The 18,127-nt window shown below is 39.2% G+C and carries 16 protein-coding genes; 4 read left to right on the top strand and 12 right to left on the bottom strand.

Features of this window, described 5'->3' with window-relative positions; all coding sequences use genetic code 11:
• Positions 1-15: 15 nt before the first annotated feature.
• The 3 genes from lptM to acp form a co-directional block, all read right to left on the bottom strand.
• The gene (gene lptM / locus SOI76_RS04230; RefSeq protein WP_002118887.1) at positions 16-237 is read right to left on the bottom strand and encodes an LPS translocon maturation chaperone LptM; all 222 of its coding nucleotides are present in this window, start codon (positions 235-237) and stop codon (positions 16-18) included.
• Positions 238-377: 140 nt separating this feature from the next.
• On the bottom strand, positions 378-1,784 hold the full coding sequence (locus SOI76_RS04225) for an amino acid permease (protein ID WP_032052326.1): 1,407 nt from the start codon (positions 1,782-1,784) through the stop codon (positions 378-380).
• Between the two features lie 298 nt (positions 1,785-2,082).
• Entirely contained in the window at positions 2,083-3,606 is a 1,524-nt protein-coding gene (acp, locus tag SOI76_RS04220) for an alanine/glycine:cation symporter family protein (RefSeq protein WP_104079188.1), read from the bottom strand.
• A gap of 344 nt (positions 3,607-3,950) precedes the next feature.
• Here acp and radA point away from each other — a divergent pair, with 344 nt between their 5' ends.
• Both radA and SOI76_RS04210 read left to right on the top strand, forming a co-directional pair.
• Positions 3,951-5,339, top strand: a complete 1,389-nt coding sequence (gene radA, locus SOI76_RS04215) for a DNA repair protein RadA (protein WP_005073053.1) — start codon at positions 3,951-3,953, stop codon at positions 5,337-5,339.
• Positions 5,340-5,421: 82 nt separating this feature from the next.
• Positions 5,422-6,411 (top strand): Tim44 domain-containing protein, encoded by a 990-nt coding sequence (locus SOI76_RS04210; RefSeq protein ID WP_086376155.1) that lies wholly within the window; start codon positions 5,422-5,424, stop codon positions 6,409-6,411.
• Positions 6,412-6,468: 57 nt separating this feature from the next.
• Here SOI76_RS04210 and epmA read toward each other — a convergent pair whose 3' ends face one another.
• The 5 genes from epmA to ydeP all read right to left on the bottom strand — a co-directional run bounded on the left by epmA (position 6,469) and on the right by ydeP (position 12,428).
• On the bottom strand, positions 6,469-7,443 hold the full coding sequence (gene epmA / locus SOI76_RS04205) for an EF-P lysine aminoacylase EpmA (RefSeq protein WP_104079189.1): 975 nt from the start codon (positions 7,441-7,443) through the stop codon (positions 6,469-6,471).
• A complete protein-coding gene (pdxB, locus tag SOI76_RS04200; protein ID WP_104079190.1) occupies positions 7,440-8,507 on the bottom strand; it encodes a 4-phosphoerythronate dehydrogenase in 1,068 nt (355 codons plus the stop codon). Before pdxB ends, epmA begins: the two co-directional genes overlap by 4 nt.
• A gap of 105 nt (positions 8,508-8,612) precedes the next feature.
• Complete coding sequence (locus SOI76_RS04195; RefSeq protein WP_104079191.1) at positions 8,613-9,005, bottom strand: YkvA family protein; 393 nt, start codon at positions 9,003-9,005, stop codon at positions 8,613-8,615.
• A 151-nt stretch (positions 9,006-9,156) separates the two neighbouring features.
• Positions 9,157-9,942: a formate dehydrogenase accessory sulfurtransferase FdhD gene (gene fdhD / locus SOI76_RS04190; RefSeq protein WP_104079192.1), complete on the bottom strand. Its 786-nt coding sequence runs from the start codon at positions 9,940-9,942 to the stop codon at positions 9,157-9,159.
• A 77-nt stretch (positions 9,943-10,019) separates the two neighbouring features.
• Positions 10,020-12,428 carry an FdhF/YdeP family oxidoreductase gene (gene ydeP / locus SOI76_RS04185; RefSeq protein WP_104079193.1) on the bottom strand — a complete coding sequence of 803 codons (2,409 nt, stop codon included), beginning with the start codon at positions 12,426-12,428 and terminating at the stop codon, positions 10,020-10,022.
• Positions 12,429-12,827: 399 nt separating this feature from the next.
• On the opposite strand from ydeP, the gene glxK reads away from it, so the two are divergent.
• On the top strand, positions 12,828-13,970 hold the full coding sequence (gene glxK / locus SOI76_RS04180) for a glycerate kinase (protein WP_104079194.1): 1,143 nt from the start codon (positions 12,828-12,830) through the stop codon (positions 13,968-13,970).
• A gap of 52 nt (positions 13,971-14,022) precedes the next feature.
• Positions 14,023-14,628, top strand: a complete 606-nt coding sequence (gene drgA, locus SOI76_RS04175) for a nitroreductase family protein (RefSeq protein ID WP_032052939.1) — start codon at positions 14,023-14,025, stop codon at positions 14,626-14,628.
• Positions 14,629-14,792: 164 nt separating this feature from the next.
• Here the strand turns inward: drgA and SOI76_RS04170 are convergent, their stop codons facing one another.
• From SOI76_RS04170 to SOI76_RS04155, 4 genes are all read right to left on the bottom strand, one after another.
• Positions 14,793-15,482 (bottom strand): hypothetical protein, encoded by a 690-nt coding sequence (locus SOI76_RS04170; protein ID WP_032052937.1) that lies wholly within the window; start codon positions 15,480-15,482, stop codon positions 14,793-14,795.
• A gap of 230 nt (positions 15,483-15,712) precedes the next feature.
• A complete protein-coding gene (locus SOI76_RS04165) occupies positions 15,713-15,940 on the bottom strand; it encodes a hypothetical protein (RefSeq protein WP_104079195.1) in 228 nt (75 codons plus the stop codon).
• 355 nt (positions 15,941-16,295) lie between these two features.
• Complete coding sequence (locus SOI76_RS04160) at positions 16,296-16,613, bottom strand: hypothetical protein (protein WP_057074278.1); 318 nt, start codon at positions 16,611-16,613, stop codon at positions 16,296-16,298.
• A 249-nt stretch (positions 16,614-16,862) separates the two neighbouring features.
• On the bottom strand, positions 16,863-17,423 hold the full coding sequence (locus tag SOI76_RS04155; protein ID WP_205668381.1) for a TetR/AcrR family transcriptional regulator: 561 nt from the start codon (positions 17,421-17,423) through the stop codon (positions 16,863-16,865).
• Positions 17,424-18,127: the final 704 nt, after the last annotated feature.

Here is an 18,127-nt window from a genome sequence, read left to right as displayed (position 1 = left end):
TCCTTATTTCAAAGCTTAAGGTGAAGTTGTTTGGGTTGGGGCTGATGATTCAACTGGCTGTTCAGCCTGCTCATCCTGTTGAACAACTTGTTTCTGTTCTTTATTACGATAGAGCAAGTATTTCGCACGTTTGTCATAATTCGGATCAGAAGGTAGCTGTAATGCTCCTGACTGACCACAAGCGCTAAGCAAAATACTGCTGCTCAATAAACTGATGAGGCAAATGACACGACGCATCTGAGCACCTGATTTAAACAATTCGATGCAGTATACCGTGATCATGCAAGCGGCTAAAGAGTAAACTTAAAGAGAAAAACAATATGCATAAAAAACGCCAGCTTTTCAGCCAGCGTTTGATCATAAACAAATAAATTTAATTACTTTTTATGACGTGGTTTATAGAAGAAGAAATAACCAATGATCAAGATGAGAAACCAAATCGGGCTGACTTTAAGCGCTTTGAACGTATCTGGTTCTAAAGACAGCACATAAATCATGCCAATAAAGAAAATAATCGTAATCCAACATGTAAATAGACCGCCTGGTAATTTAAATGTTGATTTTGCATGTAGCTCAGGACGCGTAGTGTAGTAACGGATATAACTCCAGATAATGAGTAACCACACGCAAATGAACAGAATCGTTGAAAGTGTTGTTGCAAGCGTAAATGCCTCAACTGTATTTGGTACAAAATACTGTAATGCGGCACCTAACAATAAACACGCAGCAGAGAAATACAATGCATTTGCAGGTACTGCACGTCTGTTCAATTTACCAAAAGCTTTTGGTCCCTGATCTTCACGAGATAAACCGAATAACATACGGCTTGTTGAGAAGACACCACTGTTCATTGATGACATCACTGATGACAATACAACCAAGTTCATCAAGATCGCTGCTGCTGCAACACCAGCTTGGCTAAACAAGTTTACAAATGGACTGATCGCAGGATCAATTTTATTCCAAGGTGTTACAGACATTACAATCAACAATGCCAATACGTAGAAAATAATGATACGGATTGGAATTGAGTTAATTGCTTTTGGTAAGTTACGTGCTGGATCTTTCGTTTCCGCAGCCGTTGTTCCCACAAGTTCCACACCAACAAAAGCAAAGATTGCAATCTGGAAGCCTGCCAAGAAACCATGTACACCTGTTGGGAAGAAACCACCGTTAGCCCAAAGATGAGTAAATGATGCAACTTCACCTGTACTTGAGGTAAAGCCTGTAAAGATCATCCATAGACCCACAGCAATTAAAATAATAATCGCAAGAATCTTAATGAGTGCAAACCAGAACTCTAACTCACCAAATAAGCGAACTGTTAACAGGTTTAAACCCATAATAAATACAATCGCGGCAACACTAATCATTGCCCCTTCGACAGGCGAGAAAGGTAGACCATTATTGAAGAATTGTAAGTAGTAGATAATTGCAGAAAGGTCAGCGATACCAATCGTGATCCAACATAACCAGTATGTCCACCCTACAAAATAACCTGCCCATGGACCGATTAAATCTGTTGTGAAGTCAATAAATGATTTATAGGCAAGATTTGAAAGAAGTAATTCGCCAAGCGCACGCATGACAAAAAACACCATCACACCAATAATCAAATAAATGAATAAGATTGATGGACCAGCAAGGCTAATTGTTTTGCCTGATCCCATAAATAATCCGGTACCAATTGCACCACCAATCGCGATCAGCTGTAAATGCCGATTGGAGAGGCTTCGATGGAGCTCACCTTGTTCATGAGGCTCGCTCAGATTTTGATTCGACATTTTATAAATACACTCCAGTAATTTTTTTAATCCGTTAGCTAAATTCAAATCAAAAAGACGATATCGCACCATTTGCAGGTATCTTTTAAATGTATATTTTTTGACAACTTTTCAGCTAACCAATTTTGTCTGTATTGCTGATGATCCAAGCTACATACAATTAAATCCGATAATACGCACAAGCCCCTAGCAATACAACGCACTTTTTTGGAACATCCAGTTTCTCATTTAATGATCAATCTCATATGAAAAAAGGTGGTCAATATGACCACCTTTTTAGCTATTTGATTGTTAAACTCTAGCTTCCTGTTTTCTTAACTTGCGCATTCAATTCTTGGTTTTTCTTCAAGCGCTCTTCCCAGAATGTCGCATTTTTAATTCCTAATTTAATAGGGTCAAATGTGTACTCTTTTACTCCCGCTTTTTGCTGTGCTTCATAATCTTTTAGTGCTTTAATTGTTGGTTTATAAATAAAGTACGTTACAACAATACCAATAATATTAATCCATGCCATTAAGCCCACACCAATATCACCAATACCCCAGATATAGCCTGTGGCACTCAGTAAACCATAACCTACAGCGAGAATGATTGAACATTTTACAATGAACAATAATGACGGTGATTTTGTAATGTAGCTCAAATAAGCAAGGTTTGTTTCTGCAATATAGTAATAAGCTACGATAGTGGTGAAAGCAAAGAAGAATACGGCTAAAGCAACAAAGATCTGACCAAAATTACCAAAAATAGTGCTCACAGCCATTTGTGTAAATGCAGGAGAACCAATTTCAGTCGAGGCAGGAACATTTTGAACAATGAATTGACCTGCTTCTAAAGCCCCCTGAACATTATATTGGCTTGTCATTAAAATCATAAATGCAGTAGCAGAACAAACAATTATACTATCAAAGTGAATTGAAAAAGATTGGACCAAACCTTGTTGAGCTGGATGTTGAACTTCTGCTGCCGCTGCTGCGTGTGGTCCTGTTCCTTGGCCTGCCTCATTGGCATAAACACCACGTTTTACTCCCCAACCGATTGCAGCACCAAGACCTGCCATTGGCGTAAATGCATCTGTAAAAATCAGGCTTAATACTTTTGGAAGATCTGAGATGTTAACCACAACAATGATAACAGCCATGAGGAAATAACCAATTGCCATGAAAGGTACAACCAGTTCAGCAAACTGAGCAATTCGTTTAATCCCACCAAAAATGAGGATAGCAAGCAAACCAATCACGACGACCAAAGCAACTAGTTTATAGACACCAACATCCCCAAAAACAATTGCACCTTCACCCGTAATCTGTGTAAATGCCTTACCTACAGCATTTGCTTGAATACCCGGTAAAAACAAACCACAAGCGACAATTGCTGCAATAGCAAATACAATTCCTAACCAACGCTGACCTAAACCTCTATCAAAATAAAATGCTGGGCCACCGCGATATTGCCCTTGATACTCAACTTTATAAAGCTGACCAAGTGTGGATTCTACATAAGCTGTACCAGCACCAAAGAATGCAACCATCCACATCCAAAAAACTGCACCGGGTCCACCAAAGCCAATTGCTGCTGCAACACCCGCAATGTTACCTACACCAATACGACCTGCTAAAGATACTGATAATGCCTGAAAAGATGAAACGCCCTGCTCTGAAGAAGTACCTTTTATTAAAAGTCTAGCCATTTCTTTAATTTGGCGGACCTGAACAAATCTTGTCAAAATAGAAAAGAATAAACCAACGCCTAAACATAAATAGATAAGCGCCTTACTCCATATAATACTATTTACCCAATCAACAATTTCTGCTGCACTCATAAATATCAACCTTTTGTATTTCTAAAAATACAATACTCATATTATTTTGTTCGTTTTCACTTCAGCAATATCCATGCCATATCTATAATAAACAGCTAGATACATACGCCAGTAAAAACACCTTCCTTGGGGAATAGATTAGATTTTTTATATCCATTGAAAACAAACTTTATCTGACTTGTAAAAATCCAATATCGTGTTATTTTTGATGTCTTTCCCTTATTAGTTCCTTAGAAGATCCCTTCAAATTTCCTCATTATCTTTTATGAAAATTTTAGGAAACAAGAATGAAGAACTTCCTAAGAACTATATTTATATAATATTGAGCAAAATTTCAATTTTTTATGAGCAAAGTCAAAACTGTTTACCGTTGCGAGCAATGTGGTGCCGATCATCTTAAATGGGCTGGTCAATGCTCAGAGTGTGGTGAATGGAATTCTCTGACTGAAGTCAAACTTGAACCGACTACTGCTCACCGCGCACGTCCAAAAATTGGAGGCTATGCAGGTCAAGTCGCGAATATTACCACCCTAAATAAAGTTTCCGTTTCTCATGAAACACGCTTACCTACAGGTATTAGCGAGTTTGACCGAGTGCTTGGCGGCGGTTTGGTGACAGGTTCTGTCGTACTGATTGGTGGTGACCCTGGTATTGGTAAATCGACCATTCTTTTGCAAACTGCGACCCATATGGCAAGCGCAAAAAGCTCTGCACTTTATATTACCGGTGAAGAATCTTTGTCTCAGGTGGCGCTTCGTGCGCAACGTCTCGACCTGCCAACTGACCAATTAAAAGTCATGGCTGAAACCTGTGTAGAACGCATTTGTGAAGTTTTAGAACAAGAAAAACCTGTAGTCGCTATTCTAGATTCGATTCAAACACTTTATACAGAAACCCTCCAATCTGCTCCGGGTGGTGTTTCACAAATTCGTGAATCTGCTGCGTTATTAACCCGTTATGCAAAAAATAGTGGCACGGCGCTCTTCATTGTTGGTCACGTGACCAAAGAAGGTGCACTGGCAGGTCCGCGTGTTTTAGAACATATGGTGGACTGTGTTCTTTACTTTGAAGGTCAATCAGACTCTCGCTACCGCATGATTCGTGCAGTTAAAAACCGTTTTGGTGCAGTGAATGAACTTGGCGTATTTGGCATGACTGATAAAGGCCTACGTGAAGTGGCCAATCCTTCTGCCATTTTCCTAAGTCGTTATGATGAAGCGATTCCCGGTTCAATTGTCATGATTAGCCGTGAAGGAACTCGCCCTCTTTTGGTCGAAGTACAAGCTTTAGTTGATGATGCTCAAGGACAACCACGACGTGTCGCGTTAGGTCTTGAACAAAACCGTTTAAATATGCTGCTTGCTGTCATGCATCGTCATGGCGGTGTTCAAACTACTGGACAAGACGTTTATGTCAATATTGTAGGTGGCTTAAAAATTACCGAAACAGGTTCCGACTTGGCTGTCTTATTAGCATGCGCTTCAAGTTTACGCACTAAAGCCTTGCCTCAACAGCTTGCAGTTTTTGGTGAAGTTGGCCTTTCTGGTGAAATTCGCCCAGTTCCTAACGGACAAGAGCGTTTAAAAGAAGCTGCAAAACATGGCTTTAAATATGTCATTTTACCGAGAGGTAATGCACCGCAAAAAGCGATTCCTGGCGTTCAAGTCATTGCCGTTGCCCGCTTGCATGAAGCATTGACAGAAGCTATGCAACTCAGTGATGAATTGACATAAAAAAACATACTTTTAAGGTTGAAATTTAGAGTAAATACCTGCATAAATACTATTACAAATTAACTTTAAACAGGAATTTCCTATGGAAGTACACCAGCGTGGCTTGATTACCGGTATTTTAATGGCTGCTTTAGCAATTTCTCCTCTTGCTGAAGCTAAACGTGCAGGTGGTGGCAAAAGCCACGGTATGGCACGTTCTACTACTTCAAGCCAGTCTTATCAACAACCTCGTCAAGTGACTCCTGCTCAACAACCTGCTACGGCACCTCAAAGATCAGGTCCAGGCGTAGGTTCAATGGTTGCGGCTGGTGTGGCTGGTGCTGCCGTAGGTGCTGTTGCAGCAAATGCTTTAGCTGATGACAAATCAACATCAACTGAACAGCAAGCAACACAACCTGGAAATGAACAAGCTGCTCAAGCCCAAGAAGAGAAAAAAGGTGGAATCCCTGGCTGGATTTGGGTATTACTTGCCGCAGCTCTCGCTTTCTTTGTATTCCGTAAATTGGGATCAAAAAAAAAATTAGCGGGTAACAACCCTTACGCACCAAATAATGACGGTCAAAACCCATTTGGCCGTTCTGCTGCGCCACAAGCCGCTCCACGTAATACTGGAGATAATACAAATATCTTCGGTCAATCTGTGGGTGGCGGTGCAGCAACCCAAGCTCCTTTTGGTGGTGCAACAACGAGCAATGGCAATCAACTTCCTGATGGTACTGAGCCTGCTGCGTTCTTGCGTATTGCACGTCAACGTTTTAATCACATCCAGTCGATGAATACTGCAAGTAACATTGAAGAAATTCGCCGTTACTTAACACCAGAACTTTATAGTTCTATGTATAACGACATTATGGAAAACCAAGATCAAGACGTTGCTGAATTTAGTAACTTGAATGCAATGGTTGTAGACAGTGCGACTGAAAATGGTCAATACGTAGTAAGCGTACGCTTCACTGGTACAGTGAGTGAAGATTTAAACAGCTTGCCACAACCGTTTACTGAAATCTGGCACTTTGTTAAGCCAGTTGGTTCTCAGCAAGACTGGGTCGTTGCTGGTATTCAACAAGCTTAATTTGAATCCGCCTTAAATAAAAAAGCCACAATATTGTGGCTTTTTTATTTGTCAGTTTTAAGCAATTTCTGCTGGAAAAGTCACTACTTTTTCAATTTTGACCTGATCCATTGCAACCATGAGTAAACGGTCTACACCTAAAGCAATTCCTGAACATTCTGGCATATGAGGTAAAGCTGCTAACAGATGCTCATCCAAAGGCATAACATGAAGCCCTTGCTTAGCCCGCTCTGCATTGTCTGCTTCAAAGCGTGAACGTAACACATCTGCATCAAGCAATTCATCGTAGGCATTGGCTAGCTCTAAGCCTTCAATATAAACCTCAAAACGCGCTGCGACCTCCTCTCCATCTTCATCTACTTTCACTTTTGCCAAAGACGCCATTTCTGGTGGAAAGTCAGTTAAAAAAACTGGAGCATCAAAACCCAAACTTGGTTCAACAAAATGAGAAAATAACAAATCCATATAAGCTAGGCGATCATCGCCCAAATCGAGATTTAATCCGACACGATTTGCGGTATCTTTGAGTTGCTTCAACGTTGCTTGTAATGGATTAATATCAAGTCGATCTTGAAAGGCATGCTTATAACTTAGAATAAACGGACGAACTTCACCAAAACGATGTTGCAAACAGCTTTGCAATAAATCGGCGGTTTCATGCATTAAAGCTTTTAAGTCTAGACCCGGACGATACCATTCAAGCATGGTAAATTCACTATTGTGTTTACGCCCGTGTTCATCGTCTCGGAAAACCTTACAGATTTGATAAATCGGTCCACTACCGCTTGCCAGTAAGCGTTTCATGGCAAACTCAGGTGAGGTTTGTAAATATTGAGTTTGCAATTTGCCATTAATATGACGTAAAACCTGAACAGAAGCTAAATGTACATCGGTGACACCTGCCTGTGAAACAATTGGTGTTTCGACTTCCATGACATCACGTTCAGCAAAAAACTGACGAATCTGGTTATAGAGCTTAGCACGTGCTTTTAAGGCATCAATTGAACAAGTTGGTTGATAACTTAAGCTCATGCCTGCGGCCCTCCATGTGCTGCCCATTCACGGCGCAGCGGATAATTCTTACGTAATAAATCAAATGCTTTTTGCTCAACTTTGCCATCTTTAATGCAGGCACGAATGTTGGCATCATCTTGAGCAATATCATAAATCTGAGATAGTTTTTGCTTGAGCACTGCTTTTAAATCATGTCCTGAAAAATAGTCTTCGCATGCAGGTAACTGAGTCTCGAAACACTTATTGATGTCGAATCCGAACTTTTGGCAAAACGCTTCATAAATCATTTGGGTACCGCGGGCCTTCCCTTCGAGGCTATAACCTGCAATATGCGGTGTCGCCAAAGCCAGCATATCGATAAGCTGTTCCGAGATGACTGGTTCATGTTCAAATACATCGAGCACAACTTTACGCTGGGTACGCTGAATATCTTCGATTAAAGCAGATTCTTTAACGACTGGACCACGCGCACTATTAATTAAAATTGTATTGGGTTGAAGTGCTGCAAACGCTTTTTCATCAAACAGATGATATGTGGCATGTTCACCATTTTTGGTTAAAGGCACATGAATTGAAACTGCATTGGCTTGTTGCAAAAGGGTTTCTAAACTTACATTTTCAATTGAATCTAAATGTACATATGGATCAAAGCCAATCACATTCCAACCAAGCAACTGGGCCATATAAGCCAAACGCTTACCGACGTTGCCAAGACCAACAATGCCTAGGGTAAATTTTTCTTGTTGTTCTAAAAGGCTCTCATCTAAATGAAGTAAAGCAGTAATGACATATTCAGCCACAGCCTGTGCATTACACCCTGCGGCATTTGCCCAGGTAATACCTTGTTTTTCTAACGCCGCAATATCTAAATGATCGGTCCCAATTGTGGCACTGCCCACATATTTTAATGCTGTGTTTTCAATTAAACTTGCGTTAACCGTAGTAACCGAGCGGACTAACAATGCTTGAGCATCTTTTACATCTGCATGGGTTAAAGTACGCCCTGCTTTGTGTTGAATATCGCCAAACTCAGAAAAAAAGTAATCGGTAAATGCCAAATTTTCATCTGCGACGATTTTCATTGTCTGCAACCCATAGCTTATAAAAACATTATTATCCTTTGAGTTGTAGCAAAGCACAATGTTAATGCCTTTAAATCACGATTCTAAATTTTGATGATTTATAAATTACAACCCACCACCAAAATAGAAATAAGCCATCATTGCCAAAGTTATCCAAATTAAAATAATGAGTACGGCAACCAAATAATTTTGAGGTCGACGCTCTTGCTGTTCTAGCCATTCTTCAGCTTGTTGTTCTGCATCTAAAATGACTTGTTTAGGCGTAAATCGAACCGCTAACCAAATCAGTATGGGTAGAATTAAAGCGTCATCAATAAACCCTAAAATGGGAATAAAATCTGGAATTAAATCAATCGGGCTAAAAGCATATGCAACAGCAATTACAGCCAAAATTTTGGGCAACCACGGCATGTGAGGATGCTTTGATGCAAACCAAAGCATAATAATTTGTTTTTTTAGACGTTTTGCCCAATCTTTTAAAGACTGCAACCAAGCCATTGGGACACACTCTGACCTACATACATCTGATCATAAAGTATAAAGCTCGTGCTTAACTTAAAATTAGGCAAAATAGAAATGTATATCTCGATTATTTTTGAGCCTTCTTTTCACTTGAGCTTATCTAATGAATATTTTCTACGTGTCTTGCTTAGGTATATAAAACAAAATCATCTCCACGACAAAAGCTTGCCAGAGTTAAACCAGATATTTTTGCGAGCCGAATGGCCATACTGGTAGGTGCTGAAATTGACGCCAATAGGCTGATGTTCAGCTGAGCACATTTTCGTATTAGTTCATAGCTTGCTCGACTGGTCATGACCACAAAACCTGCACTAGTGTCATAGTTTTCTTGAGCTAAATAACCCAGCAATTTATCTAAGGCATTGTGACGGCCAACATCTTCAAATAAGGCCATAATTTTGCCTTCAACCACCCAAGCTGCGGCATGTGCTCCACCTGTTAAGGCAGTAATTTTTTGTTGATCTTTTAATTGAGAAATTGCAACTGGAATTTGCTCAAGCCACTCTTTGGAAGGTTCGATCGTAATTTTAGAAATATCGAGCTGAAGCTGCTCTAAACTTTCAATACCACATAAACCACAACCTGTACGCCCCACCAACATACGTCGTCTTTCTTTTAAGGCAGCAAAAGCTCTGGATGAAATGGTCATTTCAACCGTAATGCCCAATTCACTTTGATGAATCTCAATGGCATATAGTTCTTTCAAGCTGGTTAAAATACCTTCAGACAGACTAAAACCTTTGGCAAATAAATCAACATCGGTCGGTGTTGCCATCATCACCGCATGGGAAATACCGTTATATACCAAAGCAATCGGATGCTCTTGAACAATATGATCTAAAACACTTTTAAACTCGGTTTTCTTAAACCGCTTTACTTGTAATGTTTCAACCCCATAAGAATCTGATGTCAAAATAATTTCCTTTATCTTAAAGTGGCGCCTTGAATAGCGCCACTTGTTGAGATGATATTGTTAATATCGCCTTTGATTTAAAGGCTGCTTACTTTTCTATCTGCATCTTCAGGGTCAACTGCCGTTGCCAAGTTGAAGTGCTCTGGCGCATTGCCGGGATGCAAAATCACCGGAACACTTTTGGAAGCCGGAATCTTGGCATATTTGTCATGACTGCTTAAGGCCACTAAAGGATTGGTTTCAGGATAATAAGCCGCTAAGCTGCCTCGCGGAATGTTGTACGGCACAATGCGGAAACTGTGCACAATACGCTTCACACCGTCGGAGAAAACACTTTCAATATCAACCCATTGGTTTGCTTCAAAACCTGCTTCATCAATATCGGCTTGATTCATAAATAACACACGGCGCTGACCAAATACTCCGCGGTAACGGTCATCCAGACCATATAGTGTCGTGTTGTATTGGTCATGAGAGCGAGTGGTCATTAAGGTATAAACCTTACTCTCGGTATAGGCTGCAGCATATTGATTTTCTTTATCAGCATAGACTTCACTCAGAGGTGTAATCATAAACTGCGCTTTACCACTTTTTGTATTCCAGATGTGCTGATTGGCCGGATGCTCTAAGTGGAAACCACCCGGTTTATAGACACGTAAATTAAAGTCATGGAACTCATCAAATACATCGGCAATTGAGTCACGAATACGATCATAACTTTCAATGTACCATTTCCATTTGATCTTACTGTCTGGCAGCACGGCTTCAGCCATTCTTGCCACAATATCTGGTTCAGACAAAATATTTTTAGAAATTGGAGAATTACGCCCTGCTGATAGGTGAATATTACTCATCGAATCTTCGACTGAAATTGCCTGCGGGCCATGAAGCTGCTCATCAATTTCGGTACGACCTAAACATGGCAAAATAAGCGCCTCTTTACCACATACCAAATGGCTACGGTTTAACTTAGTTGCAACATGAACAGTTAAATTACACTTTCTAAGCGCTTCTTGCGTATAGGTGGTATCGGGTGTTGCAACAGCAAAATTTCCGCCTAAACCAATAAAGACTTTAACCTCACCTTCAGCCATGGCTTTAATGGTTTCGACCACACCAAAACCATTTTTTCTCGGTGATTTAATTCCAAACACGCGATCAATGTTGTCGAGTAATTTAGGACTAGGTAGCTCATTAATACCCATAGTTCGGTCGCCTTGCACATTACTGTGCCCACGAACTGGACAAAGCCCTGCACCCGGTCTACCAATTTGACCACGCGCCAACAATAAATTGGCTAACATATGTACATTGGCTGTTCCGTGGCGGTGTTGAGTAATGCCCATTCCCCAACAGAAAATTGAGCGCTCGGACTCTAAAAACAGTTGGGCGAGTTTTTCTAAATGCTCTGGTGATAGCCCCGAGTGTTTATAAATATCTGTCCACTTAGTTCTCTCGATCTCAGCAATCATCTCATCAAAACCGACTGTATTAACCGCAATAAAGTTTCGGTCAAAAACACTTGGTTTACCTGAAGCGAGTGCTTTTTTATCCCACTCATTTAAATGCTTTAACATACCCAACATCAGCGCATAGTCACCACCAATTTTAGGTTGGAAATAATAGCGACTAATTGGTGTACTGCCATTGGTCATCATTTCAAGCGGAGCTTGCGGGTCTTGGAAACGCTCTAGTCCTCGCTCTTTAATCGGGTTAATCGCAACAATATTACCGCCACGTTTAGACACTTCTCGTAAAGTACCTAACATACGCGGGTGATTGGTTCCGGGGTTGTGTCCAAAACTAAAAATAGCGTCAGCCAAATCAAAGTCTTCTAGGGTAACGGTGCCCTTTCCTAAACCAATCGAGTCAAGTAGGCCAACACTTGTGGTTTCATGACACATGTTCGAACAGTCTGGAAAGTTATTTGTACCGAAGCTTCGCACAAACAATTGATATAAAAATGCCGCTTCGTTACTAGCACGACCAGAGGTATAAAACGCAGCTTGATCTGGGTTGTCTAGCGCATGTAAATGTTGGGCAATGAGTTTAAATGCATCGTCCCATGAAATAGGCACATATTTATCGGTTGCAGCATCGTAGCGAACTGGGTCTGTTAAGCGGCCTAAGTCTTCGAGGAAAAAGTCACTTTGCTCTGACAGCCAACTGACGGTATGCCCTGCGAAATATTCAGGAGTCACTGTTTTACTGGTTGCTTCAAAGGCAACTGCTTTTGCACCATTTTCACAGAAGTTAAATGCGTGAGCATCTTTCTTTTCTGGCCAAGCACAACCGGGACAGTCAAAACCTGTAGGCTGGTTAATGTTGAGTAAGGTAATTGAGCCTTTTTTTAAAATATCTTGTCGCTTTAAGTTTCGAGCAACACTGAGAAGTGCGCCCCACCCGCCAGCAGGATGAGTATATGGCTCAATTCGCGCAAAACCGTTATTTTCCTGTATGTGCTTTTGTTCTTCTGAATTATCCACTTTTTCATCCTCTTATTTCTTCTTACACACTCAACAGATTCAATAAAATCACAATTTAATTATGGTTATATCAAAGCGATCTGCTGTCTAGCTGGTCAGGAGAGTCCGCTTTTTATCTTGTTCACAGTATTTTAAAAGCTAGCTCAACCCTGCTTATAATATGTGCCATATTCTTTACAATTACAATAATTCAAGCCAACCACGTTATTTATTTAAAAATATACGAAACAATGAGTTAAACAGATAATAATTCTATCTTTTACAGATAAAAACATTATTGGTTTTCATTTTTAACAGATTAGGCTTATTTTTCAAATTGACACTGATTTGGTTTTATCTATGTTTTTTTCGTATTAAGCAGTATAAATCAATTAAAAATCCATCAGAATTAGAGAGCTTATGAAAGTCATTATTGCCCCTGACTCTTTTAAAGACAGCTTATCTGCTTTAAACGTAGCTCAAGCAATCGCCAAAGGATGGCAAGCGGTTTTTCCCCATGCCGAAACGATTTTGTGCCCAATGGCAGATGGCGGTGAAGGAACTATTGAAGCTGTTTTAGAAGTCTGCGGCGGTCAATGGCGTGAAAAAACCGTGGTCGGGCCATTAGGTCAGCCTGTTCAAGCCAAATGGGGATGGTTAGAGCATCAGAAAATCGCCATCATTGAAATGGCTCAGGCGAGCGGTATACAGTTAGTTCCACCGTCTGAGCGTGATGCCTGCCACAGCACAACCTTTGGCACAGGCCAACTCATTTTGGATGTTTTAGATGCTGGTGCAAAAGACATTATTTTAACCGTGGGCGGTAGTGCTACTAATGATGGTGGCACAGGTTTACTCAGTGCTTTAGGCGCAGTTTTGCTCGATGCCAACCAGAACTTTTTACCCGCAGGTGGCCTCGCTCTAAGCAACCTATCACACATTGATTTAACGCACTTTGACTCACGCATTGAATATACACGGTTTTTACTGGCTGCCGATGTCACCAATCCACTTTGCGGCCCAAATGGCGCATCACATATTTTTGGTCCACAAAAAGGGGCTTCCCCTGCTCAAGTACAGTTACTCGATGCAGCCCTTGCCCATTTTGCCGATGTCACGGCACAACTTTTAGATTTCGACAAACGAGATGAAGCAGGCTCAGGTGCTGCTGGTGGTTTAGGTTTTGCAGCCAAAAGTTATTTAAATGCAGACTTTAAAGCTGGTGTTAAAGTCGTGGCTGAACTTAACCAACTTGAGCATAAAATTGCTCATGCAGATTGGGTGATTACAGGCGAAGGTAAATTTGACCAACAAACCTTAAGTGGCAAAACAGTTTTTGGGGTGAGTCAAATTGCTAAGGCGCACAATGTTCCTGTGATTGTGATTGCAGGGACTTTAGGTGAAGACTACCAAGCGCTTTATGAGCACGGCGTAAGCGCTGCTTTTTCACTCGCCAATGGTCCCATCACCCTAGAACACGCCTGCGAACATGCAGCAGAACTTATTTATGAAAGAACAACCGATATTGCAAGATTAATTCAGTTTAATATGAACCAATCCTAAACATTTCTTTGTTATTTTAAAAAACGGTCAGACCAACAAGTAGGAAAATCTTATGAATGTTATTGATGCTCTCCGCAAACGCCGTGCAGTTAAACGCTTCGACCCTGCTTTTCAACTCTCTGAAGATGACAAGAAGCAGTTATTACAAGAAGTTTTAGCAAATGCGCCAAGCGCTTTTAACTTGCAGCACTGGCGTCCAGTCATCATTGAAGATACTGAGTTAAGACAAAAAATTCGCACCATTGCTTGGGATCAACCACAAGTTACAGAATCATCATTACTGATTGTGTTGTGTGCAAAAGTAAATACATGGGAAGTTGATGCTAAACGTGTATGGGACGGTGCTTCTCCAGAAGTCCAAAATATTATGGTGGGTGCGATTGACCAATATTACCGTGACCGTCCACAAACCCAACGTGATGAAGTGATGCGTAGCGCGGGTATCTTTGCTCAAACCTTAATGTTGCTTGCTCAAGAACATGGTTTAGACAGCTGCCCTATGGATGGTTTTGACTTTGACGCGATGGCAAAGCTCATTAACTTACCTGAAGATCATGTGGTGTGTTTAATGATTGCAGTTGGTAAGTCGGCGTCTCAGCCTTACCCACGTGTGGGCAAACTTCCTTACGATGATGTCATTATTCAAAATACATTTTAAGTTTTGAGTCAGATTTTAGGCTTTCAACTATTTTTAACTTTTCATATAAGCATTTAAAGTAATTAACTTTTTATTTAAAAATGATGAGTCTAGAGACCTACTAGACTCATCAAAATGAAACGATCTCACCATGAGAATACTTGGCACAACTTAGCTTTACTTTTTTATTTGTTAGAGAGTTTTATTGCGCCAAATTGAATAGGTAAAGTAATAATATCCAAACCTAATGCGAGTGGAGACAAAAGTTTCTTCTTTAAAACATTGCTTTTATTTTCCTGCATGATTAAACGCGGTTCTCTAAGAATAATCGGGATTGAACCTCTCAAAGAAAGCTGATCGGTATGCTTAGTGCCTTCATAAATTTTTCCTTTTATTGCAATATTTTTAGTTAAAAATACTTGTTTCGCTTCACTATTGACTGATAAAGATTCTTCCATAAAACCTAGTGTAAGAAGTTCTTGTTTCTTGATAGGAGTCAGTTGATTTACAGACACTGGATGATAAAAATGGATGTGTCCATAAAAGATATTGTCATTATAAACGTCTAGTTCAAGCGGTAACTTATTAAGGATGAGTCGATCTTGCTCAGGTAACTTTTGCATAATATTTAATAAGTTCGAACCACCTTCAGTAAGCACATAATTGTATTTGTCACCAACAAATAAAATTTGTGAACTTTGTCCATTTTCAGTTTTTGTTTGGCCTAATCCATTAATTCTGTCCTCTTGAAGCACTTTATAATCAGTTTTATGCTCATAAGTAGGATATTTGGACTCTAATGATAAAGAAGCACAAGCGGTAAGATGAATTGTAGTAATGAGAAAAATTAGTTTTAAGCAGTTTGAAATAGACACGCTCTATCACTTAAGTAAAAAAGAAAAGGCCGAAAATTCTATCTTAAATTATTTAATAGAACAAAAAAAAAGCCCATTTCCTATTTAGAAATGAACTTTGTGAAAGTCACAAAACCTGAAATTGTAAGCATTTGCGTGCCTAGCAATATCAACCTACAGTAAACCCTATTGAAACACAATTCATGAAACTGAAGAGTTTTCTATCATTAATTGTAAGTTAAAAACTATTTTTAATATTCTCCTATCAAATAGTAATCTCTTTTGGCAATGATGACTTTCATTACTGAAGTATAACAATCACGCTCAAATAATTGCTTATCGAGCGGGTTATAAACAAAATTACCGTACTCATCACTAAAATAGTATTTAGTCTCTTGCCCTCTTTCATTAATCCGATACTGGATTAATTTAATTTTTTGACCAGTATTAGGGTCATATGCAATAAATTTCATTTTCATCAAAAGCTCTCAACATAAGTGTATAGAGTTATTTTTTAATTTCTAATAAAGCACTTAATCGAGAATTAGTGATTTTTAGCTTTAGAGTTAATACATGCTTCTTGTAATGCATAAAGTGCAGCAGGTTCTAACAGGTCTGTCATTAAGCTTTTAAAACGCAAACACTCACTTGTCTCATGATTTTTCTGTGAATTCAATGTGGTACAACCCGTTGAAAAAATGCAAAATATAAAAATTAAAGGAAGAAGTTTCATAAATACCCCGAATTAAAATTAAAACGTAAAAAGCCCGTCAATAGCGATTATTGGACGGGCCTGATTAATGCAATAAGTACAACTCTTTCACAAAATTTAATTTATTTTGCGCTATTGAAACCGACTAAGAACTGGCTACAGTTAGAAGCGTCTGATGCTTTATTTAAAGCTTCTTGTGAAAAGGTAAATTTAGCCGCAACAGCAGGATAATTTTTCTTTAAAGCTGTTCCTGTTAACTCACCGTATTGTTTAACTTGTTCTGGAGCCAACAGCTTATTTTCTACAGCTTGGTTGACCATTACACACGCAGTAGAGATCGCATCATATTTTGCAGCAGTTTTTGCATAACCAAATGCCCCTACTAAACCACCCAACAATAAACCAATGATTGCAGACAAAATAATATGCTTTTTATTCATAAATAAATTCCCAAAGAAAAGAAAAAATCAATATATAAATTTAAGTTTTTTAATATATAACTTTTAAGAATGATTAAAAATTTTAGTTTTGTTCCCCTTTTTTATGAATCTTTGTCACTTTAAGTAATCATCTATTGTCCCTAAGTAGTTGTTGCCGTTATAAGCAGCCAATCAACCATTGTGGTCATTTTTAAAACAAAAAAGCCCATCTGTTGATGAGCTTTTAAAAATCCTACTCAAATATATGCCTTACATCGACATAGATTGCTTTAAAAAATAATCTAACAATCGCTCCCGATCATCCACTTTATTTTCACCTAAAAGCTGAACCATTGCCCCATCAATCACAAACAAAAACATGTAAGCATCTTCAACCGTAGCCGTATGTTTTACTGTCAAAAGCAATTTATAAATTTCATTAATAAACCAATTTCGATAGTCAATTACGACTTTATAGGCTTCAGGATAAAGCTTTTCAATTTCAAAAATTGCCTTAAATGGCAAATGATAAAGACCGTCTAAATCGGCATGAAGAAAGTAAATTTTTTTGAGTTTATCAAACAGCATAAGTTCACGATATGAGTAAATAATGGAATGCACTTCATGTTTAAGTCCGTCTTTTTGAAAAGTTAAACTCATCTCAATGAGTCGTGCTTTTGAGTGAAAATAATTATAAAAAGTCGCTTTAGGCACTTTTGCTGATTCAATAATTCGGTCAACCCCGACTTTATGAAAGCCATATTTATTAAAAAGATATCGGGAAGTATGAAGTACGCTTAAAGCACGAAATGGGAGTTCTACATGTGGCATAGTTTTACCGTTATAAAATAAATTTTTGTTGTATATAAAAGAGATATAAAAACCCGTTACCATTTTTTGGGAGAAAAAAAGGCATAGCAAAGCCGTAAAGACTGTGCTTGGCACATCTCAAGTTTTATTGTTGATTAAGTTTTTGGTCGCGACGAATTAAAGCCTGAAAGCACTAATAGCTATCAAGATGCTTATAAATTTAAGTGGTGTCGATATAGACTTTGGCAGAGACTGCCAAGAAATTAAGAATGTACAAAGCCAACTCCTTTTTATTGGGAGTTCTGCCAAACATTTATAAAATTATGGTGGCAGAACGAAAGGGGGTTAGCAGACTGGCTCAAGACCCAGCACACCCGAAGGTGTCCCCCTTCCGTCCTACCGCTACAAAAAGGGAGACGAACGGGTCTACATCAAAAAAATGAATTTTTTCAATGTTCTTGAGCACGGTCTGCTAAAACCGGCTGGCAATGTGGCCAGCAGGCAAAGAATAGTGCTCTGTTCTATTGCAGTCAAGCACACAAAATGACATTTGTTTTAATTTAGATCATTAAAAAGTAAGGATAAATAATGAGTGAGTTATTGTTAAAGTAGGTTTTATAAAAGGGGGTAAAACAGCCTTAAGAAGCTGTTCAATTCTTTAGGATAGAAATAGAGTCTTAAAAAAGAGTATATTCTGATATTTAATGATTCATTCAGGAAACACA

This window comes from Acinetobacter pittii (assembly GCF_034064985.1).
GTDB lineage: Bacteria > Pseudomonadota > Gammaproteobacteria > Pseudomonadales > Moraxellaceae > Acinetobacter > Acinetobacter pittii_H.
This window is presented reverse-complemented; position numbering and strand designations above follow the sequence as displayed.